The organism is Ramlibacter sp., from assembly GCF_036383835.1.
In the GTDB taxonomy this organism is placed as follows: Bacteria; Pseudomonadota; Gammaproteobacteria; order Burkholderiales; family Burkholderiaceae_C; genus Ramlibacter.
This window is the reverse complement of the sequence record NZ_DASVNN010000144.1, coordinates 34711-54194: the sequence shown is the minus strand read 5'-3', so window position 1 is coordinate 54194 and position 19484 is coordinate 34711. Positions and strand designations below refer to the sequence as shown.

Annotated in this window: 18 protein-coding genes; 7 read left to right on the top strand and 11 right to left on the bottom strand. The window is 68.9% G+C overall.

What is annotated here, in order from left to right:
• Positions 1-25 precede the first annotated feature (25 nt).
• On the bottom strand, positions 26-1180 hold the full coding sequence (gene rodA, locus VF522_RS22555) for a rod shape-determining protein RodA (RefSeq protein WP_330910572.1): 1155 nt from the start codon (positions 1178-1180) through the stop codon (positions 26-28).
• A 76-nt stretch (positions 1181-1256) separates the two neighbouring features.
• On the opposite strand from rodA, the gene VF522_RS22550 reads away from it, so the two are divergent.
• A complete protein-coding gene (locus tag VF522_RS22550; protein WP_330910571.1) occupies positions 1257-1931 on the top strand; it encodes a response regulator transcription factor in 675 nt (224 codons plus the stop codon).
• Here the strand turns inward: VF522_RS22550 and VF522_RS22545 are convergent.
• The gene (locus tag VF522_RS22545) at positions 1862-3667 is read right to left on the bottom strand and encodes a hybrid sensor histidine kinase/response regulator (RefSeq protein ID WP_330910570.1); all 1806 of its coding nucleotides are present in this window, start codon (positions 3665-3667) and stop codon (positions 1862-1864) included. The genes VF522_RS22550 and VF522_RS22545 overlap by 70 nt on opposite strands.
• A gap of 79 nt (positions 3668-3746) precedes the next feature.
• Here VF522_RS22545 and VF522_RS22540 point away from each other — a divergent pair, with 79 nt between their 5' ends.
• Genes VF522_RS22540 through ruvC form a run of 6 tightly spaced genes read left to right on the top strand, consistent with a single transcriptional unit; the run spans position 3747 to position 9431 of the window.
• Complete coding sequence (locus tag VF522_RS22540) at positions 3747-4331, top strand: YqiA/YcfP family alpha/beta fold hydrolase (RefSeq protein WP_330910569.1); 585 nt, start codon at positions 3747-3749, stop codon at positions 4329-4331.
• 55 nt (positions 4332-4386) lie between these two features.
• Complete coding sequence (locus VF522_RS22535; protein ID WP_330910568.1) at positions 4387-6450, top strand: ribonuclease catalytic domain-containing protein; 2064 nt, start codon at positions 4387-4389, stop codon at positions 6448-6450.
• A gap of 11 nt (positions 6451-6461) precedes the next feature.
• Positions 6462-7313: an energy transducer TonB gene (locus VF522_RS22530; RefSeq protein ID WP_330910587.1), complete on the top strand. Its 852-nt coding sequence runs from the start codon at positions 6462-6464 to the stop codon at positions 7311-7313.
• A 29-nt stretch (positions 7314-7342) separates the two neighbouring features.
• On the top strand, positions 7343-8155 hold the full coding sequence (gene aroE, locus VF522_RS22525; RefSeq protein WP_414709574.1) for a shikimate dehydrogenase: 813 nt from the start codon (positions 7343-7345) through the stop codon (positions 8153-8155).
• Complete coding sequence (mtgA, locus tag VF522_RS22520) at positions 8152-8883, top strand: monofunctional biosynthetic peptidoglycan transglycosylase (RefSeq protein WP_330910567.1); 732 nt, start codon at positions 8152-8154, stop codon at positions 8881-8883. The genes aroE and mtgA overlap by 4 nt, the downstream gene beginning before the upstream one ends.
• Positions 8883-9431: a crossover junction endodeoxyribonuclease RuvC gene (gene ruvC / locus VF522_RS22515; RefSeq protein WP_330910585.1), complete on the top strand. Its 549-nt coding sequence runs from the start codon at positions 8883-8885 to the stop codon at positions 9429-9431. The genes mtgA and ruvC overlap by 1 nt, the downstream gene beginning before the upstream one ends.
• 565 nt (positions 9432-9996) lie before the next feature.
• On the opposite strand, the gene VF522_RS22510 is transcribed toward ruvC, so the two are convergent.
• The 9 genes from VF522_RS22510 to ftsW all read right to left on the bottom strand — a co-directional run bounded on the left by VF522_RS22510 (position 9997) and on the right by ftsW (position 19422).
• Positions 9997-10176, bottom strand: a complete 180-nt coding sequence (locus VF522_RS22510) for a hypothetical protein (RefSeq protein ID WP_330910566.1) — start codon at positions 10174-10176, stop codon at positions 9997-9999.
• A 9-nt stretch (positions 10177-10185) separates the two neighbouring features.
• Positions 10186-11109 carry a UDP-3-O-acyl-N-acetylglucosamine deacetylase gene (gene lpxC / locus VF522_RS22505; protein ID WP_330910565.1) on the bottom strand — a complete coding sequence of 308 codons (924 nt, stop codon included), beginning with the start codon at positions 11107-11109 and terminating at the stop codon, positions 10186-10188.
• A 220-nt stretch (positions 11110-11329) separates the two neighbouring features.
• Entirely contained in the window at positions 11330-12583 is a 1254-nt protein-coding gene (gene ftsZ / locus VF522_RS22500) for a cell division protein FtsZ (RefSeq protein ID WP_330910564.1), read from the bottom strand.
• Between the two features lie 149 nt (positions 12584-12732).
• Positions 12733-13962 carry a cell division protein FtsA gene (gene ftsA / locus VF522_RS22495; protein ID WP_330910563.1) on the bottom strand — a complete coding sequence of 410 codons (1230 nt, stop codon included), beginning with the start codon at positions 13960-13962 and terminating at the stop codon, positions 12733-12735.
• Between the two features lie 13 nt (positions 13963-13975).
• The gene (locus VF522_RS22490; protein WP_330910562.1) at positions 13976-14761 is read right to left on the bottom strand and encodes a cell division protein FtsQ/DivIB; all 786 of its coding nucleotides are present in this window, start codon (positions 14759-14761) and stop codon (positions 13976-13978) included.
• A complete protein-coding gene (locus VF522_RS22485) occupies positions 14758-15753 on the bottom strand; it encodes a D-alanine--D-alanine ligase (protein ID WP_330910561.1) in 996 nt (331 codons plus the stop codon). The genes VF522_RS22490 and VF522_RS22485 overlap by 4 nt, the downstream gene beginning before the upstream one ends.
• Positions 15750-17198: a UDP-N-acetylmuramate--L-alanine ligase gene (gene murC / locus VF522_RS22480; RefSeq protein WP_330910560.1), complete on the bottom strand. Its 1449-nt coding sequence runs from the start codon at positions 17196-17198 to the stop codon at positions 15750-15752. The genes VF522_RS22485 and murC overlap by 4 nt, the downstream gene beginning before the upstream one ends.
• A complete protein-coding gene (gene murG, locus VF522_RS22475; protein WP_330910559.1) occupies positions 17195-18259 on the bottom strand; it encodes an undecaprenyldiphospho-muramoylpentapeptide beta-N-acetylglucosaminyltransferase in 1065 nt (354 codons plus the stop codon). The genes murC and murG overlap by 4 nt, the downstream gene beginning before the upstream one ends.
• On the bottom strand, positions 18256-19422 hold the full coding sequence (gene ftsW / locus VF522_RS22470) for a putative lipid II flippase FtsW (RefSeq protein WP_330910584.1): 1167 nt from the start codon (positions 19420-19422) through the stop codon (positions 18256-18258). Before ftsW ends, murG begins: the two co-directional genes overlap by 4 nt.
• Between the last annotated feature and the right edge of the window lie 62 nt (positions 19423-19484).

The following is a 19484-nucleotide window of genomic DNA, read 5'->3' as shown; positions in this document are numbered from 1 at the left end:
ATTGGGGGAGAGACACGCCTTGCCGTCAGCTCTGCACCAGCCTCTTGGCCTTGGAGATCGACATCAGGATCCCCAGCCCCATGCCCAGGGTGACCATGGCGGTGCCGCCGTAGCTGATGAAGGGCAGCGGCACGCCCACCACCGGCAGGATGCCGCTCACCATGCCCATGTTCACGAAGGCATAGGTGAAGAAGATCATGGTCACCGCGCCGGCCAGCAGCCGCGAGAACAGCGTCGGCGCCTCCAGCGCGATCGCCAGCCCGCGCAGCACCAGGAAGACGAAGCTCAGCACCAGGAACAGGTTGCCCGCCAGGCCGAACTCCTCGGAGTAGGCGGCGAAGATGAAGTCGGTGGTGCGCTCGGGGATGAACTCCAGGTGCGTCTGGGTGCCCTGCATGAAACCCTTGCCGAAGACGCCGCCCGAGCCGATGGCGATCATGCCCTGGATGATGTGGAAGCCCTTGCCCAAGGGGTCCTTGGTCGGGTCCAGCAGGGTGCAGATCCGCTGCTGCTGGTAATCGTGCAGCACCGGCCAGCGGTAGCCCTCGGCACACAGCATGGGTTCGAAGGACACCAGCAGCACCACGCCCACGAGGCCCACCACCACGGGCGGGATGATCAGTTTCCAGGGCAGGCCGGCGAAGAAGATCACCGACATGCCGGCGGCCAGCACCAGCAGCGAGGTGCCGAGGTCCGGCTGCTTCATGATCAGGCCCACGGGCACGGCCAGCAGCAAGGCGGCCACGATGAAGTCCAGCGGCCGCAGTTGGCCTTCGCGCTTCTGGAACCACCACGCCAGCATCAGCGGCATCGCGATCTTCAGGATCTCGCTGGGCTGGATGACCACGCCCACGTTGACCCAGCGCCTGGCGCCCTTCTTGGTGATGCCGAAGACCGCCACCGCGACCAGCAGGCCCACCCCCAGCAGGTAGAGCGGCACGGCGAAGCTCATGAGCCGCTGCGGCGGGACCTGCGCCACCACGAACATGATGGCGCCCGCCAGCAGCATGTTGCGCCCGTGGTCGAGGAAGCGGCTGCCGTGGTCGTAGCCGGAGCTGTACATCGTCAGCAGGCCCGCGCAGGCGAGCAGGAACACGGCGAAGGCGAGCGGCCCGTCGAATCCCTGCATCACGGGAACGAGGCGCTGCAGCAGGGAGGGTTTCTCGAAAACGGCGGCCATGGGCAAATTATCCCTCGTCCGAATGGCCGTTTCGGGCCGGAAGGCGGCTGCTAACATCCCGGCAGCCGAGCCAGCCATGAACATCCTCGTAGTCGACGACCATCCCCTTTACCGCAGCGGCGTGTCCTTCGCGCTGCAGAACACGGGCATGGGCGTCGAAGTCGTGGAATGCGCCACGCTCGACGCCGCCTTCCAGCGCCTCGACGCCGGCCTGCGGGCCGACCTGATGATCCTGGACCTGCAGATGCCCGGCTACACCGGGCTGGATTCGGTGCGCGCCGTGCGCAACCGCAGGCCGGAAGTGCCGGTGCTGGTGTTGTCCGGCAACGAGGATCCGGCGGTGGTGCGCGAATGCATCGACCTGGGCGCCTTCGGCTTCGTGCCCAAATCGGCGCCGAGCGACCAGTTCAACGCCGCCCTGGCGCGCGTGCTCGCCGGCGGCGTCTACCTGCCGCCCACCAGCCTGAGCGTCGGCGTCCCGGCCACCCGCGCCCAGCAGGACGCCTGGAGCCGCCTGGGCACGCACCTCACCGAACGCCAGCGGCAGGTGCTCCTCGGGATCGTGCAGGGCAAGCCGAACAAGGTGATCGCCCGCGAACTGGGACTGTCGGACACCACGGTGAAGTCGCACGTGGCCCACATCCTGGCGGCGCTGGTCGTCTCCAACCGCACCGAGGCGGTCTATGCCCTGGCGCGCGCCGGGCTGAGCATCCGCGACCTCGAAGCGTCGCCCGCACCGCCGGTCCACTGAGGCGCCGCGGCGAGCAGCGCCTCCAGCAGGCGGTCCGGCGTCACGGGCTTTTGCAGCACCGGCACCGGCAAGCCCTTGTCCTGCAGGTCCGGTTCGCCCGAAATCACGAGCGCCGGCACGGGACCGTACTTCGCCCGCAACGACTCGATGGCGGCCATCCCGGTCTCCTCGCCCAGCCGGAAATCGGCCACGATGAAGTCCGGAGTTTCCTGGCTGGCCTCGAGCGCCTCGCGCACCGGCGCCAGCGCGCTGCCGGAAGCGACGCGGGCGCCGGCTTCCGACAGCCAGGCGCACAGGGCTTCGCGCGCCAGCCGGTCGTTTTCCACCACCGCGATCAGGCGGCCGCGCAGCGGCGATTCGTGCCGCTCCGGCGCCGGGACGGCCACCCGCGGCTGCATGCTTTCGGCGAGGGGCAGCCGCACGATCGCGCGGGTGCCGGAGCCCGGGCGCGAGTGCAGCTGCAGTTCCGACCGCATGAGGTCGGCCATGTGCTTGCAGATCGCCAGGCCCAGGCCGATGCCCTCGGCCTCCGCCAGCGTCGCCGAGCGGCCGCGGAAGAAGGCGTTGCAGGCCTGCGCGAGGTCCTCCGCCTCCATGCCCACGCCTTCGTCCGACACGCATAGCGAGATGAGCTCGCCTTCGCGCTCCACCTTCAGCACGATCTCGCCCTGCAGCGAGTACTTGTAGGCGTTGTCCAGGAAGTTGCGCAGCGTGCGTTCGAGCAGCACCGGGTCCGCCGCGACGGTGAAGGATTCGGGCATGTCCACCCGGAAACGCAGACCGCGGGCGGCGCACTTCTCGGCGAAGCCGGAGGCGGCGGCGATCACCAGCTGCTCCAGGCGCACCGGCTGCACCACCGCCTTCATCGTGCCGGCGTCGATCTGGGCGAAGTCGACCAGGTGGCGGAACATGCCGTCGATGGACTCGCCGGTGCGCACGATCTGCTGCGCCATCGCATCGCGCCGGGCGGGATCGCTCGACTTGCGGAAGATGTCGGACAGGAACATCAGCGCCTGCACCGGCTGCCGCAGGTCGTGGCTGGCCGCGCCGAGGAAGCGCGAGCGCGCGCTGTAGGCGGCCTGCTGGCTTTGCAGCGCCTCTCGCAGCTGGTGCACGAGCAGCGCGTTCTGCTCGTTGGCCGCCACCGTATCGCGCAGCTGGCCCCACACGGCCTGGCCCAGCTTCATCATCATGCGGCCGCCCAGCACCATGCTGATGCCGATGATCATCAGCTCCGTGGTGCCGGCAAAGCGCATCCACGCCAGGTACACCACGGCGAAACAGGCGGTGAGGTAGACGGCGTAGATGCGCGGCTGCACCGCCAGCACCGCCACCGCCACGGAGGCCCAGCCCACCGTGATGATGGTGAGCACGCCGACGTCGGCGATCTCCAGGAAGCGGCCGAAAACGGGCACCGACGCCGGCGCCAGCCAGCCGGTGAACGCGGCGATGGCGGCGATCCGGTGCAGCGTCTCGGGCGTCGCGCCGTCGCGCTCGACCATGCGGTGGAAATAGGGCTGGCGCGCCGCCATCAGGACGGCGAAAGGCAGGTACCAGGCGAGGAAGGGGCCCCAGCCGGCGCCGGGCACGTAGATGAACCCGAACAGGCCGCCCATCAACACCGCCGTCACCGCGCCCTGACGCGACTGCGACAGGATCATGGCGACGCTGCGCGCCACCAGCTCCGGGGACCCCGGGGACGCGAACGGCGACTGTTGTTCTGTTTTTTGAAGCACGTCGGACTCCTGCGCGGCGAGTGTGTCGCAGAATGAGGTATCGGCCAAGGGAATCGCCACCACCTCTACCATCCGGCCGATGGACTCCACACACCTGTTGTATCTGCACGGCTTCCGGTCGTCGCCGCGCTCCTTCAAGGCGCAGCGGATGGAGGCCGCCGTGCGGGCCCGTCACCCGCGGGTGACCTGGCTGTGCCCGCAGTTGCCGCCCTCCCCCCGCGCCGCCATGGCCATGGTGGCCGAAGCGACCGCCCACTGGCCGCGCGACCGCATGGCCGTCGTGGGCTCCTCCCTCGGCGGCTTCTACGCGACCTGGGTGGCGGAAGAGACCGGCTGCCCGGCCGTGCTGCTGAACCCCGCCGTGGACCCGGCGCGGGATTTGTCGCGTTTCATCGGCGAACAGACCGCATGGCATGACCCTGCCGGGCATTTTTACTTCGCGCCGGAGTACGTGGACGAACTGCGGGCGCTGGAGAAAGGGCCGGTGCGGCATCCGGACCGCTATTTCGCCGTGATCGCCAAGGGCGACGAAGTGCTGGACTGGCGCGAGATGACCGGCCGCTACCCGGGCATCCGCGTCAAGCTGCTGGAGGGCTCCGATCACGCGATCGGCGACTTCGACGCGCACATCGGGGACGTCCTGGACTTCCTGGGGCTCGCCTGACTTCGCCTGCGCTGGCCCAGCCGTGGGGGCCGGACCCCCATGGGACAATCCGCGGATGTTCGTTCTGTTCGAAGACGCCGGGAAATTCCTGGCCGGCCGGGTGCTGTCGGAAACCGACGCCTCGGCACAGGTGGAGCTGGAATCCGGCAAGCGGGTGAAGGTCAAGGCCGCCAATGTCCTGCTGAAGTTCGAGAAGCCGCAGCCGCAGGAGCTGCTGCGCGAGGCGCAGGCGCTCGCCGAGGGTATCGAGCTGGACCTGGCCTGGGAATTCGCCCCCGAGGAGGATTTCGGCTTCGCCGACCTGGCCCGCGAGTACTTCAGCGCCCAGGCCACGATCGCCCAGCAGGCCGCCGCCTTGCTGCGCCTGTTCGAGGCGCCGCACTATTTCCGACGCGCCGGCAAGGGGCGCTTCCGCAAGGCCTCGGCCGAAATCCTGCAGCAGGCGCTGGCCGCCATCGAGAAGAAGAAGCAGGTGCAGGCCCAGATCGAGGCCTGGGCGGCGGAACTGGCCGCCGGCAGCTGCCCGCCCCCGATCCGCGAGCAGCTGTACAAGATCCTGTTCAAGCCGGACAAGAACGCGCCCGAGTACAAGGCCGTGGTCGAGGCGTCGCGCAACACGCACACGGCGCCGCTGGACCTGCTGCAGAAGGCCGGCGCGATCACCTCGCCCTACCAGTTCCACTTCAAGCGCTTCCTGCTCGAGTGGTTCCCGAAAGGCACCGGCTTCGCGCCGGTCACCGCGCCGGCCATCAAGGACGACCTGCCGCTGGCCGGCGTGCAGGCCTTCTCGGTGGACGATTCCAGCACCACCGAGATCGACGACGCCCTGTCGGTGCAGGGCCTGGGCAGCGGCACCGTCACCGTCGGCGTGCACATCGCCGCGCCCGGCCTCGCGATCCAGGCCGGCACGCCGCTGGACCAGCTCGCGCGCCAGCGCCTGTCCACGGTCTACATGCCGGGCCACAAGATCACCATGCTGCCGGACGACGTGGTGCAGGCCTACACGCTGATGGAAGGCCGCGACTGCCCCGCGGTGTCGCTGTACGTGCAGTACGACGAGGCCTCGCTGGAGCCGAAGGCGAGCGAGACGCGCCTGGAGCGCGTGCCGATCGCGGTGAACCTGCGGCACGACCAGCTCGATGAGCACCTCACCGCCGCCTGGCTGGAAGACGCCTCGCTCGTGGCGGGAGGGGTGCCGGAAAAGGCGGCGCGCTTCCGGCCGGAGCTGTCCTTCCTGTTCCGCCTGGCGAAGCAGCTGAAGGCGCAGCGCGAAGTGGTGCGCGGCAAGCCGGAGAACTTCAACCGACCGGACTACAACTTCCGCGTCCCGGGCGCCGGCGAGCACGGCCCCGAGGGCGGCGAGGCGGTGGAGATCACGGTGCGCAAGCGCGGCGCGCCGCTGGACCTGATCGTGTCGGAGGCGATGATCCTCGCCAACAGCAGCTGGGGCCAGTGGCTCGGCGAGACCGGCGTGCCCGGGATCTACCGCAGCCAGGCCAGCCTGGCGCCCGGCATCAAGGTGCGCATGGGCACCAAGGCGCTGCCGCACGCCGGCATCGGCGTGAAAAGCTACGCCTGGAGCACCTCGCCCCTGCGCCGCTACACCGACCTGGTGAACCAGTGGCAGATCATCGCGGCGGCCCGTCACGGCCGCACCGCGGCGCTCGCCGCGCCCTTCAAGCCGAAGGATGCGGAATTGTTCTCGATCATCTCGGGTTTCGACGCGGCCTACGGCGCCTACAACTCGCACCAGGCGGGGATGGAGCGGTACTGGACGCTCAAGTACCTGCAGCAGCAGGGCGTGACCGAGCTGGAAGCGACCGTGTTCAAGGAGGGCCTCGCCCGCGCCGACACCCTGCCCCTGGTGCTGCCGGTCATGGGCACGTCGGACCTGCCGCGCGGCGCCCGCGTGCGACTGCGCCTGGGGGCCATCGACCTGATCACCCTGGACGTCACGGGCACCGTGATCCAGCGCCTGGACGCCGCGCCGGAGGCCGCAGTGTCGGCAGAGGACGACAGCGAAGAGGAAACCGTCGCGGGTCCGATTGCGATCGCGGTGGATGTCACGGACACTTCAGAGGACGAAGCGAAAGCGGCGCCTGCTGCCGCGGATAATTGAGCCTAGTGAACCTGAAGTCCCTCAGCACCCTGCACATCGCGCTGGGCGTGTCCGTCGCCGTGCACGCGGGGGTGCTGTTCGTCCGCCTCGTGGACCCCGAAGCCTTCAACCGCGTGTTCGAGGACACGCCGCTGGAAGTGGTGCTGGTCAACGCCCACGCCAGCGAGAAGGTCGACAAGCCGCAGGCGATCGCCCAGCGCTCGCTCGCCGGCGGCGGCGAGGCCGAAAAGGGCCGCGCCACCTCGCCCCTGCCGCCTTCGGCGCTCTCCAGCATCGGCGACTCCGCCGAGGAGACGCAGAAGAAGGAGATCGAGGAGATGCAGGAGCAGCAGATGCTCATGCTCGCCCAGATCAAGCGGACGCTGGCGGCCATGCCGCCGGCCGATCCCAGGATGGCCAAGCGCGACCCGCAGGTGGCCGCGCAGGAGGAGAAGCGCCGGCACCTGATGAAGATCCTCGCGGAGATCGAGAAGCGGATCAACGAGGAGAACGCGCGGCCGAAGAAGCGCTACATCAGCCCGTCGACGCGCGAAGAGGTCTACGCCGGCTACTACGACGGCCTGCGCCGCAAGATCGAGGAGCGCGGCACCACGCACTTCCCGGAACTCGCCGGCCGCAAGCTGTATGGCGAGCTGACCATGATCGTCACCGTCAATTTCGACGGCCGCGTGCTCGAAACCGAGGTCGTCGAGACCTCCGGCAGCAAGGTGCTGGACCGCCGCGCCGCCAGCATCGCGCGCAGCGCCGGCCCCTTCGGCAAGTTCAACGACCGGATGCGCCGCAAGGCCGACCAGATCGTGGTGGTCTCGCGCTTCAAGTTCACGCGCGACGACACGCTGGAAACCAGGCTCACCAGCCGCTGAAGAACACCGCCGTGGACCGTTACTGCGTCATGGGAAATCCCGTGGAACACAGCAAGTCGCCGTGGATCCACGCCCGCTTCGCCGTCCTCACCGGCGAGCCGGTGGAGTACGGCAAGCGCCTGGTGCCGATGGACGGCTTCGTCGAAGGCGTGCGCGCCTTCCGGGCCGAAGGCGGCAAGGGCTGCAACGTCACGGTGCCTTTCAAGTTCGATGCCGCGCGGCTGGCGAATTTCCGCAGCGCCCGGACGAACCTTGCCGGCGCCTGCAACGTGCTGCGCTTCGAGGCCGACGGCATCCACGGCGAGAACACAGACGGCATCGGCCTGGTGGCCGACCTGCAGCAAAACGCCGGCGTCTCGCTGGGCGGCCGCGACCTGCTGCTGCTGGGCGCGGGCGGCGCCGCCGCCGGCGTGCTGGGCCCGCTGCTGGAAGCCCGCCCTCGCCGCATCGTGGTGGCGAACCGGACGCTGGAGAAAGCGCAGGCGCTGGTGCAAAGTCACGCCATGCTGGCCAACGACACCCATGCCGACCTGCAGGCCTGCGCGCTGCACGCGGTGCGCGGGCAGTTCGACGTGGTCATCAACGGCACGGCGAGCAGCCTTGCCGGCGGTGGCGTCCCGGTGGGCGCCGGGGTGCTGAAGCCCGGGACCCTGGCCTGCGACATGATGTACGGCCCGGCCGCCCAGCCCTTCCTGCAATGGGCGAGCGAGCACGGCGCCGTGGGCCGCGACGGCCTGGGCATGCTGGTCGAACAGGCCGCCGAGGCCTTCCAGTTCTGGCGCGGCATGCGCCCGCCCTCGCGGCAGGTGCTGGCCGAACTGCGCCAGGAGCTCGCGCGGTGAAGGCGGTGCTGCGCTGGATCGCGCTGGCGATCATCGCCTTCGTGGGGCTGCAGCTGTTTTTCGTTGGCCGCATCGCGGCGATGGCGGTGATCGATCCGGAGTCGACCACCTTCCAGCGCTCGGAAGCCTGGCGCATCGCCACCGAACGCGACCGCCTGCGCTGGCGCCAGCAGTGGGTGCCGTACGAGCGCATTTCGGACAACCTCAAGCGCGCGGTGATCGCGTCGGAGGACGGCAGCTTCGCCAACCACGACGGCGTGGACTGGGACGCGCTGGAAAAGGCCTGGGCCCGCAATGCCAAGGCGGAAGAATTCGCCGCCAGGCGCGCGCAGCTGGCGCCCTCGCGTGCCAGGCCGCCGAAGATCGTGGGCGGATCGACCATCACGCAGCAGCTCGCCAAGAACCTGCTGCTGTCCGGCGAGCGCACCCTGCTGCGCAAGGGCCAGGAGATCGTGCTGACCTTCGCGCTGGAGAACGCGCTGACCAAGCAGCGCATCCTCGAGATCTACCTGAACAACGTGGAATGGGGCGAAGGCGTGTTCGGCGCCGAAGCCGCCGCGCAACACTACTTCCGCAAGCCCGCCAGCCGCCTCTCCGCCTACGAAGCGGCGCGGCTCGCGGTGATGCTGCCGCAGCCCAAGCGCTTCGAGAAGACGCCGGGCTCCGGCTATCTCGCCGGCCGCGCGCACACCATCGTTGCGCGCATGCGCGACGCGGAACTTCCTTGATGCGCATCCTCGGCATCGACCCCGGGCTGCAGACCACCGGCTTCGGCGTGATCGATGCGGAAGGCCAGACGCTGCGCTACGTGGCGAGCGGCACCATCACCACCACCCACCTGGAGCGAGGCGACCTGCCGGCGCGGCTGAAGGTGCTGTACGACGGCATCGGCGAACTGCGCACGCGCTACCACCCCGATGCGGCGGCGATCGAGATCGTGTTCGTCAACGTCAACCCGCAGTCCACCTTGTTGCTCGGACAGGCGCGCGGCGCCTGCGTGACGGCGCTGGTCTCGTGCAACCTCGCAGTGGCGGAGTACACGCCCATGCAGATGAAGCAGGCGGTGGCGGGCACCGGCCGGGCCGCGAAGGCGGAGGTGCAGCAGATGGTCAAGCGGCTGCTGCAATTGCCGGGCTTGCCGGGGAAAGACGCCGCCGATGCCCTGGGCCTCGCGATCACGCATGCGCACGCGGCGATCGCGACGGCGAGGCTTCAGGAAGCGGGCGGCGTGGCGCGGCGGAATACCGGGGCGTACAAGACCGGGCGGGTGGTTTGACCGTGCTGCGTCGTCCCCCGTAGGGTGGGCGAGCTTTGCTTGCCCACCATGGCGGCGCGCGGGAAACGGTGGGCAAGCGAAGCTTGCCCACCCTACGGCGATCGCGCGAACGATGGCAGTGGCAACAAACAATGCACCACCGCCCTGCCCTGCTGCCAGCCCCCGTGCGGGCGGGGCCGGGATCGCGCATCAAGGCATGGCGCCTGCGAGGACCGGGCAGGCGGCCCAGCGCGGCTACGAGAGCGCGTAGCGCGTATCGAGCCGCGCGTACGTTTCCGACTCGCGACACCGGTGTCTGAGCGGAGTGTTTGACCGCGCGCGGGCAAACACGCAGCGAGTTCGGTCGCGCGGGCCGCCTGCCCGGTTCTCGCAGGTTTGCCGAAGCGCCGCAGGCGCGAAGGACGCCATGCCAGCGCGACTCCGGCCCCGCCCGCATGGGGGCTGGCAGCCGGCGCGATGCGACGAAGCGGAAAAAAAGCGGCGCAGCCGCTTCAAAGACAAAAAGCCCTGGGTCCCCGCCTGCGCGGGGATGACGAAGAAACACATCCGCTGGGATGACAAAAACTCAACTCGCCAGCCGCTGCACGACCAGCACCGCGAAGAATCCGAACACCGCCAGCAGCGTCCATTTCAGGATCACCAGGCCGAATCGCTTGTACTTCGGCTGTCCCGTCGCCGCATAGAACGCAAAGCTCACGGCCGCCACGAGCAGCAGCAGCAGGACGATCCCGCGGACCAGGGCCATGGTGGCGCCTTACCAGGCGCGGGCGGGCTGCGCGAAGCCGACGGGGGCCTGGCGTTCGTCGCCGAAGCTGACCACCTCGAAGGCGTCCTGGTCCGCGAGCAGCGCGCGGATCAGCTTGTTGTTCAGGGCGTGGCCGGAACGGAAGGCACTGTAGGCGGCCAGCAGCGGCTTGCCGATCAGGTACAGGTCGCCCATCGCGTCGAGGATCTTGTGCTTCACGAACTCGTCGTCGTAGCGCAGGCCGCCGGCGTTCAGCACGCGGTAGTCGTCCATCACGATCGCGTTGTCCATGCCGGCGCCCAGGCCCAGGCCGCGCGAGCGCATCATCTCGACGTCCTTGGTGAAGCCGAAGGTGCGGGCGCGCGCGATGTCGCGCGAGTACTGGCCGGCGCCGAGGTCGAATTCATAGCGCTGGCCCGTCGAATCGATGGCGCGGTGCGCGAAATCGATCTCGAAGCCCAGCTTGTAGCCGTGGTACGGCTCCAGCCGCGCCCACTTGAGGTTCTCGCCCTCGCCTTCACGGATTTCCACCGGACGGCGTACGCGGATGAAGCGGCGCGGCGCGTTCTGCAATTCAATGCCGGCGCTTTGCAGCAGGAAGACGAAGGAGGCCGAGGAGCCGTCGAGGATCGGGACCTCCTCCGCGGTGATGTCCACGTAGAGGTTGTCGACGCCGAGGCCGGCGCAGGCCGACATCAGGTGTTCGACCGTGTGGACCTTGGCGCCGCCGTTGGAAATGGTCGATGCGAGCCGCGTGTCCGTGACGGATTGCGCGGACACCGGGATGTCCACCGGCACGGGGAGGTCGACTCGGCGGAACACGATGCCCGTGTCCGGCGGTGCCGGACGCAGGGTGAGCTCCACCCGCTGGCCGCCGTGGAGACCCACGCCGACGGCCTTGGTGAGGGTTTTGAGCGTGCGTTGCCGGACCATGACGCCGATTCTAGAGGCGCCGGCATTCCCGCCCCGTTGCATTTCCCCATGTCCCCGATAGAGCCAGCCCATTCCCTCAGCCTCCCCGTCCCGTGTCAAGCAGCTATGAAGCGCGCGTAAAAGCGCAACCGGCCGAGCGGACCCGTTGCGCTGCTGCGACTGCGGAGGCCGGAGCGCCCCCACCCCAACCCTCCCCCGGAGGGGGAGGGGGCAGGGAGGCTCAGTCGGCTTGCTTGCGCAGGAAGGCCGGGATCTCGAAGTCGTCCATGCCGCCGCTCGAGAGCGCGTCGACCTTGGCCGCCGCCTGCGTGCGGTTGGTGCGCCACACGCTGGGCACGGCGAGGCCGCCGTAGTCCGGCTGCTGGGGCGCCGAGACGCCGGACGCCTGCATTTCGCGGGTGACGATCGCGCCCGGGCCGCCCACCGCGGTGTGGATCGTCGGCACGTGCAGCGGCACGTTGTCGGTGCCGGTGCGCAGCACCTGCAGCGGGGGCGCCGTGCGGCGCTGCTGGCCCTGGCGCGACAGGCCGGTGGCCACCACGGTCACGCGGACCGCGTCGCCCAGGTCGTCGTCGTAGGCCGTGCCGTAGATCACGTGCGCGTCCGGCGAGGCGTAGGCACGGATCGTGTTCATCGCCATCTTGGACTCGGCCAGCTTCAGGCTGCCCTTGGCCGCGCTGATCAGGACCAGCACGCCCTTGGCGCCCGAGAGGTCGATGCCTTCCAGCAGCGGGCAGGCCACCGCCTGTTCCGCGGCGATGCGCGCGCGGTCCGGGCCGTTGGCCAGGGCCGTGCCCATCATCGCCTTGCCGGGCTCGCCCATCACCGTGCGCACGTCCTCGAAGTCCACGTTCACGTGGCCCGGCACGTTGATGATTTCCGCGATGCCGCCCACGGCGTTCTTCAGCACGTCGTTGGCGTGCGCGAAGGCCTCGTCCTGGGTGATGTCGTCGCCCAGCACGTCGAGCAGCTTCTCGTTCAGCACCACGATCAGCGAATCGACGTTGGCTTCCAGCTCGGACAGGCCGTTGTCGGCGTTGGTCATGCGGCGGCCGCCTTCCCAGTCGAAGGGCTTGGTCACCACGCCGACGGTCAGGATGCCCATCTCCTTGGCCACGCGCGCGATCACCGGCGCCGCGCCGGTGCCGGTGCCGCCGCCCATGCCGGCCGTGATGAACAGCATGTGCGCGCCCTGGATCGCCTCGCGGATGTCCTCGATCGCGGCTTCCGCGCACTCGCGGCCCTTCTCCGGCTTGCTGCCCGCGCCCAGCCCGCTGCCACCCAGCTGGATGTGCTTGTGCGCCGGGTTGCGCGACAGCGCCTGCGCGTCGGTGTTGGCGCAGATGAACTCCACGCCCTGCACGCTGCGCTGGATCATGTGCTCCACCGCGTTGCCGCCGCCACCGCCGACGCCGATCACCTTGATCTGCGTGCCCTGGTGGAACTCCTCGACTTCGATCATTTCGATGCTCATTCGGATACTCCTAACTTTCTGCAGTTGCCACTTGCGAATCTGTTCTTGTGTGCGTCCTTCAACGGGGGAACGGTGGATCGGTGCACCGACTTCGCTCCTTTCTGCGAGGTGGACTCCCTCGCGCCAGCCACAAGTTGCGGGGGTTCACTTCAGAAATTCCCCACGATGAAATCCTTCAGGCGCCCGAACGCGGTCTTCACCGACCCGTGCTGCATCGCCACTTTCTGCCCGCGCACGCGCGCCAGGCGCGCCTCCTCGAGCAGGCCCATCACCGTGGCGGCGCGCGGCTGCGCCACCATGTCCGACAGCACGCCGATGTGGCGCGGGATGCCGCGGCGCACCGGCTTCAGGAAGATGTCCTCGCCCAGTTCCACCATCCCGGGCATCACCGCGCTGCCGCCGGTGATCACGATGCCGGACGACAGCACTTCCTCGAAGCCCGACTCGCGCACCACCTGCTGCACCAGCGAGAAGATCTCTTCCACCCGCGGCTCGATCACGCCGGCGAGCGCCTGCTTGGACAGCATGCGCGGACCGCGGTCGCCCAGGCCCGGCACTTCGACTTGCGTGTCGGGGTCGGCCAGCAGCTGCTTGGCGTAGCCCGACTCCACCTTGATGTCCTCGGCGTCCTTGGTCGGGGTGCGCAGCGCCATCGCGATGTCGCTGGTGATCAGGTCGCCGGCGATCGGGATCACCGCCGTGTGGCGGATCGCGCCGCCGGTGAAGATCGCGACGTCGGTGGTGCCGGCGCCGATGTCCACCAGCGCCACGCCCAGTTCCTTCTCGTCGTCGGACAGAACGGCCTGGCTGGAGGCGAGCGGATTCAGCAGCAGCTGCTCCACTTCGAGCCCGCAGCGGCGCACGCACTTGATGATGTTCTCGGCCGCGCTCTGGGCGCCGGTGACGATGTGCACCTTGGCTTCCAGGCGGATGCCGCTCATGCCGATCGGCTCCTTCACGTCCTGGCCGTCGATCACGAATTCCTGCGGCTCCACCAGCAGCAGGCGCTGGTCGGTGGAGATGTTGATCGCGCGCGCCGTCTCGACGACGCGCGCCACGTCGGTGGGCGTCACCTCGCGGTCCTTCACCGCCACCATGCCGCTGGAGTTGATCCCGCGGATGTGGCTGCCGGTGATGCCGGTGTACACGCGCGTGATCTTGCAGTCGGCCATCAGCTCGGCTTCCTTGAGCGCCTGCTGGATGCTCTGGACCGTCGCGTCGATGTTCACGACGACGCCGCGCTTCAAGCCATTGGAAGGCGAAACGCCCAGCCCCGCGAGCTTGAGTTCGCCGCCCGGCATGACCTCGGCCACCACCGCCATCACCTTGGCCGTGCCGATGTCCAGTCCGACGACGAGATCCTTGTAGTCCTTGGCCATCCTCGTTGTTTCCTCAGTTCCTCTTCGCCGCCACGTCCGTGGTGGCGACGCCCCTCAGCTTCACCGCATAGCCGTCCGCGTGCCGCAGGTCCGCGGTCACCAGCGCTTCCGGCCGGCGCCCGTATTTCGCCGTCACCTGCGCGAGCGTGGCCGCGAAGCGCCGGCCGCGTGCCAGCACTTCCTCCATCGAGCCGCGCCCCAATTCCACCGTCGCGCCGCTGTCCAGGTGCAGCGTCCAGCCGCCGCGTCCCGTCAGCGCCACCTGCTCCAGGTTCAAGTCGAGCTTTTCCAGCAGCGGCTTGAGCGAGCGGTACATCGCCAGCACGTCGATCGCCGTGCCTTCGGGCCCGACCAGCCGCGGCATCTCGTCCTGCTCCACGTCGCCCGGATTGGCGTCGAACACCTCGCCGTGGGTGTTCACCAGCCGCGATTCCGAATCGGCGCCCCACATCGCCTCGGCCTGGTGTTCCTGCAGCTGCACGCGCAGCTTGTTCGGGAACTGCCGCCGCACCACCGCCGTGCGCACCCAGGGCACGGCCTGGAAGGCCTCGCGCGCCTGCTGCAGGTCCACGGTGAAGAAGTTGCCCTTCAGCCGCGGCGCCACGTTGGCGCGCAAGGTCGCCGCGCTGTTGTGCGACACCTCGCCTTCCACCACGATCCCGCCGATCGCGAAGATCGGATGCCGCAGCGCCCACCAGCCCAGCGCCGCCGCGAGCACGAGGCCGCAGGCCGCGAACAGCACCGTGGCGGTGATGTTCATCAGCCTGACGTCCACCGGCAGCGGCAGCGTTTGCTTCATGCCTTCGTCGCTCCTTGCACCTGGTCCAGCACCGCCGAAGCCAGCAGCTGCAGGCACAGGTCCTCGTAGCTGATGCCGGAGGCGCGCGCGGACATCGGCACCAGCGAGTGGCCGGTCATGCCGGGCGAGGTGTTGATCTCCAGCAGGTAGGGCTTGCGCGTCTTCGCATCGATCATCACGTCGATGCGGCCCCAGCCGCGGCAGCCCAGCACGCGGTAGGCCTTCACGACCAGTTCCTGGATCGCCTGCTCCTCGCCTTCCGGCAGGCCGCAGGGCACCAGGTACTTGGTGTCGTCGGTGAAGTACTTGTTCTGGTAGTCGTAATTGCCTTCCGGGGCGACGATGCGGATCACCGGCAGCGCGCGCGCGTCGGGGCCGGTGCCGAGCACCGGGCAGGTCACTTCGTCGCCGGCGATGAACTGCTCGCACAGCACGTCGCGGTCCAGCGCCGCGGCCGCGTCGACCGCTGCCTGCATCTCCTTGGCGGCGAGCACCTTTCCCAGCCCGATGGAGGAGCCTTCGCGCGCCGGCTTCACGATCAGCGGCAGGCCGAGGTCCTGCACCACCTGGTCGAGGTGCGCGCCGTCGTACTCGCCCTTGCGCAGCACCGCGGACTTCGGCGTCGGGATGCCTTCGGTGGTCCACACGCGCTTGGTCATCACCTTGTCGATCGACATGGCGGAGGCCAGCACGCCCGAGCCGGTGTAGGGGATGCCGAGCAGTTCCAGCGCGCCCTGCACCGTGCCGTCCTCGCCGAAGCGGCCGTGCAGCGCGATGAAGCAGCGCTTGAAGCCCTTGCGCTTCAGCTCCACCAGGTCGCGCTCCGCCGGGTCGAAGGCATGCGCGTCGACGCCCTTGGACTGCAGCGCCTTCAGCACGCCTGCGCCCGACATCAGCGACACCTCGCGTTCGGCCGACTTGCCGCCCATCAGGACGGCGACCTTGCCCATGTCCTTGACGTTGGGCGTTGAGGGTTGAGCGTCGAGCGTCATTTGGTTCCCTCCCGCTGAACGCTCAACGCTGAACGCTCAACGCTTCCAAGCTCAACGAGCTTCGCCGGCACCCCACCGATGGAGCCCGCGCCCATGCACATCACCACGTCGCCGTCGCGCACCGTGTCGAGGATCGCCTGCGGCATCGCGTCGATCTCGCCCACGAACTGCGGCTCCAGCTTGCCGCCCACGCGCACCGCGCGCGCGAGCGAGCGGCTGTCGGCGGCCACGATCGGTTCCTCGCCGGCGGAATACACCTCGGCGAGCAGCACGCTGTCGGCGTTGCCCAGCACCTTCACGAAATCCTCGAAGCAGTCGCGCGTGCGCGTGTAGCGGTGCGGCTGGAAGGCCAGCACGATGCGCTGGCCCGGGAAGGCGCCGCGCGCGGCGGCGAGCGTCGCCTTCATCTCCATCGGGTGGTGGCCGTAGTCCTCGATCACCGTGAACTTGCCGCCGCCCTGCGCGGCCGGCACCGGCACTTCGCCGTAGCTCTGGAAGCGGCGGCCGACGCCGCGAAATTCGCCCAGCGCCTTCGTCACGGCCTCGTCGGGGATGTTCAGTTCCACCGCCACCGCGATCGCCGACAGCGCGTTCAGCACGTTGTGCATGCCCACCGCATTGAGCTTCACGTGCATGTCGGGCAGCGTGATGCCGTTGCGGCGCAGCACCGTGAAGTGCATCTGCGGGCCGACCGCCTGCACGTTCACAGCGCGCACCTGCGCATCCTCGTTGAAGCCGTAGGTGGTCACCGGGCACTGCACCTGCGGGATGATCGAGCGCACCGCCTCGTCGTCCGAGCACAGGATGGCCGTGCCGTAGAACGGCATGCGGTGCAGGAACTCGAGGAAGGCCTTCTTCAGGTTGTTGAAGTCGTGCCCGTAGGTGTCCATGTGGTCGGCGTCGATGTTGGTCACCACCGCCATCACCGGCAACAGGTTCAGGAAGGACGCGTCGGACTCGTCCGCTTCCACCACGATGTAGTCGCCGGAACCGAGCTTGGCATTGGCGCCGGCGGAATTCAGCTTGCCGCCGATCACGAAGGTCGGGTCGAGGCCGCCCTCGGCCAGGATGCTCGCCACCAGGCTGGTGGTCGTCGTCTTGCCGTGCGTGCCGGCGATGGCGATGCCCTGCTTCAGGCGCATCAGCTCGGCCAGCATCACCGCGCGCGGCACGATCGGGATCTTGCGCTTGCGCGCGGCGACGACTTCCGGGTTGTCCTGCTGCACCGCCGTCGACGTGACCACGGCATCGGCGCCGATCACGTTGGAGGCGGCGTGGCCGATGAAGGTCTGGATGCCGATTTCCTGCAGGCGGCGCGTGGTGGCGCTGTCGGCGATGTCGGAGCCGGAAATGAGGTAGCCGAGGTTGCGCAGGACTTCGGCGATGCCGGACATGCCGGCGCCCCCGATGCCTACGAAGTGGATGTGTTTGATCGCGTGTTTCATCGTGCGAGGGCCTCGCAGGCGGCGACCACCTGTTCGGTCGCCTGGGTCTTTTCCATCTTCTTGGCCGCCACCGCCTTCTGCAGCAGTTCGGCGCGGCCCAGCTTCTGCAGCAGGGCCGCCAGGGATTCGGGGGTAAGGTCCTTCTGCTGGACCAGCCAGCCGCCGCCGGCGTCCACCAGGAACTTCGCGTTCGTGGTCTGGTGATCGTCGACCGCGGACGGGAACGGAACGAACAGCGCCGGCGCGCCGACGGCCGCGATCTCCGTCACCGTGCTCGCACCGGCGCGGCAGATCACGAGGTCGGCCTCGGCGAAGGCGCCGGCCGTGTCGTCGATGAAGGGCGTGAGCTCCGCGCGCACGCCCGCATCGAGGTAGTAGTTGCGCAGTTCGTCGATCTGCTTGGCGCCGCTCTGGTGCAGCACATAGGGGCGCTGGCCTTCCGGGATCAGCGCCAGCGCCTTGGGCACGACCTGGTTGAGCCCACGGGCCCCGAGGCTGCCGCCCACCACCAGCACCTTCAGCGGGCCGTTGCGGTCCTGGAAGCGCGCTTCCGGCGGCGCTTGCTCCAGGAAGGGCTTGCGCAGCGGATTGCCCACCCACTCGGCCTTCTTCAGCACCTGGGGGAACGCGCTGTAGACGCGATCCGCCACGCCGGACAGCACCCTGTTGGCCATGCCGGCCACCGAGTTCTGTTCGTGCAGAACCAACGGCTTGCCGAGCAGCACGCTCATCATGCCGGCCGGAAAAGTGATGTAGCCGCCGAGGCCCACCACCACCTGGGGCCGCACGCGGCGCACCACCTGGATGCTCTGCCAGAAGGCGCGCAGCAGCTTGAGCGGCAGGAACACCAGCGTCTTGATGCCTTTGCCACGCACGCCACCGAAATCGATGGTCTCGAGCGGGAAGCCGCGCGGCGGCACCAGCTGCGCTTCCATGCTGTCGGGCGCGCCCAGCCAGTGCACGCGCCAGCCGCGCGCGCGCAGCGCTTCCGCCACCGCGAGGCCCGGGAAGATGTGGCCGCCGGTGCCGCCGGCCATGACGAGTGCCGTGCGCTCGGTCATAGCCTGCCCCCACGCATCAGCGCCCGGTTCTCGTAGTCGATGCGCAGCACCACCGCGATCGCCACCACGTTCATCATCACGGCGGAACCGCCGTAGGACATCAAGGGGAGCGTGAGCCCCTTGGTCGGCAGCGCGCCGAGGTTCACGCCCATGTTGATGAAGGCCTGGAATCCCATCCAGATGCCGACGCCCTGAGCCACCAGGCCCGCGAACACGCGGTCGAGCGCGATCGCCTGCCGGCCGATGTGCATGATGCGGCGGGTCATCCAGAGGAAGGCCAGGATCAGCGTCATCACGCCGACCAGGCCGAACTCCTCGCCGATCACCGCCAGCAGGAAGTCGGTGTGCGCCTCGGGCAGCCAGTGCAGCTTCTCCACGCTGCCGCCGAGGCCGACGCCGAAGATCTCGCCGCGGCCGATCGCGATCAGCGAGTGCGACAGCTGGTAGCCGCGGCCCAGCGCGTACTTCTCGCTCCAGGGATCGAGGTAGGCGAAGATGCGGTCGCGCCGCCAGTCGGAGAACGCGATCATCAGCATGAACGCGACCACGATCACCGCGGCGATCAGGAAGAACATGCGCGCGTTGACGCCGCCCAGGAACAGGATGCCCATCGCGATCACGGCGATCACCATGAAGGCGCCCATGTCGGGTTCGGCCAGCAGCAGCACGCCCACGACCGCCACCGCGGCAGCCATCGGCAGCACCGCGCGGAAGAAACGCTCCTTGACCTCCATCTTGCGCACCATGTAGTTGGCGGCGTAGAGCAGCACCGCGAACTTGGCGAGTTCGGAGGGCTGGAAGGAGATGGGACCCAGGCCGATCCAGCGGCGCGCGCCGTTGACGCCCTTGCCCACGTGCGGGACCAGCACCACGATCAGCAGCAGCAGCGACAGCACGAACAACCAGGGCGCGATGCGCTCCCAGCTCTCCACCTTCACCTGGAAGGCGAGCAGGCCGACGACGAAGGACAGCGCGAGGAACAGCGCATGCCGCGTCAGGAAGTAGGTGTGCGCGTAGCGCTGGAACTTCGGGTTGTCAGGCAGTGCGACGGATGCCGAATACACCATCACCAGGCCCCAGGCGAGCAGCGCCACGGTGAGCCACAGCAGCGCCGGATCGAAGGCGTGGATCCTGGAATTGTCATGCCGGGCTTGACCCGGCACCCAGGCGCCGCGCGTTGCGCGGCTGAATGGATTGCGGGTCAAGCCCGCAATGACAGCGCTCA

Coding starts and splice junctions, on each gene's coding strand:
- ftsA (WP_330910563.1), bottom strand. CDS start 13,962: ATGGCCAAGGACTACAAGGATCTCGTCGTCGGACTGGACATCGGCACG.
- murG (WP_330910559.1), bottom strand. CDS start 18,259: ATGACCGAGCGCACGGCACTCGTCATGGCCGGCGGCACCGGCGGCCAC.
- VF522_RS22540 (WP_330910569.1), top strand. CDS start 3,747: ATGGACTCCACACACCTGTTGTATCTGCACGGCTTCCGGTCGTCGCCG.
- VF522_RS22510 (WP_330910566.1), bottom strand. CDS start 10,176: ATGGCCCTGGTCCGCGGGATCGTCCTGCTGCTGCTGCTCGTGGCGGCC.
- ftsZ (WP_330910564.1), bottom strand. CDS start 12,583: ATGAGCATCGAAATGATCGAAGTCGAGGAGTTCCACCAGGGCACGCAG.
- rodA (WP_330910572.1), bottom strand. CDS start 1,180: ATGGCCGCCGTTTTCGAGAAACCCTCCCTGCTGCAGCGCCTCGTTCCC.
- VF522_RS22490 (WP_330910562.1), bottom strand. CDS start 14,761: ATGAAGCAAACGCTGCCGCTGCCGGTGGACGTCAGGCTGATGAACATC.
- VF522_RS22550 (WP_330910571.1), top strand. CDS start 1,257: ATGAACATCCTCGTAGTCGACGACCATCCCCTTTACCGCAGCGGCGTG.
- VF522_RS22535 (WP_330910568.1), top strand. CDS start 4,387: ATGTTCGTTCTGTTCGAAGACGCCGGGAAATTCCTGGCCGGCCGGGTG.
- VF522_RS22485 (WP_330910561.1), bottom strand. CDS start 15,753: ATGACGCTCGACGCTCAACCCTCAACGCCCAACGTCAAGGACATGGGC.
- aroE (WP_414709574.1), top strand. CDS start 7,343: ATGGGAAATCCCGTGGAACACAGCAAGTCGCCGTGGATCCACGCCCGC.
- murC (WP_330910560.1), bottom strand. CDS start 17,198: ATGAAACACGCGATCAAACACATCCACTTCGTAGGCATCGGGGGCGCC.
- lpxC (WP_330910565.1), bottom strand. CDS start 11,109: ATGGTCCGGCAACGCACGCTCAAAACCCTCACCAAGGCCGTCGGCGTG.
- ruvC (WP_330910585.1), top strand. CDS start 8,883: ATGCGCATCCTCGGCATCGACCCCGGGCTGCAGACCACCGGCTTCGGC.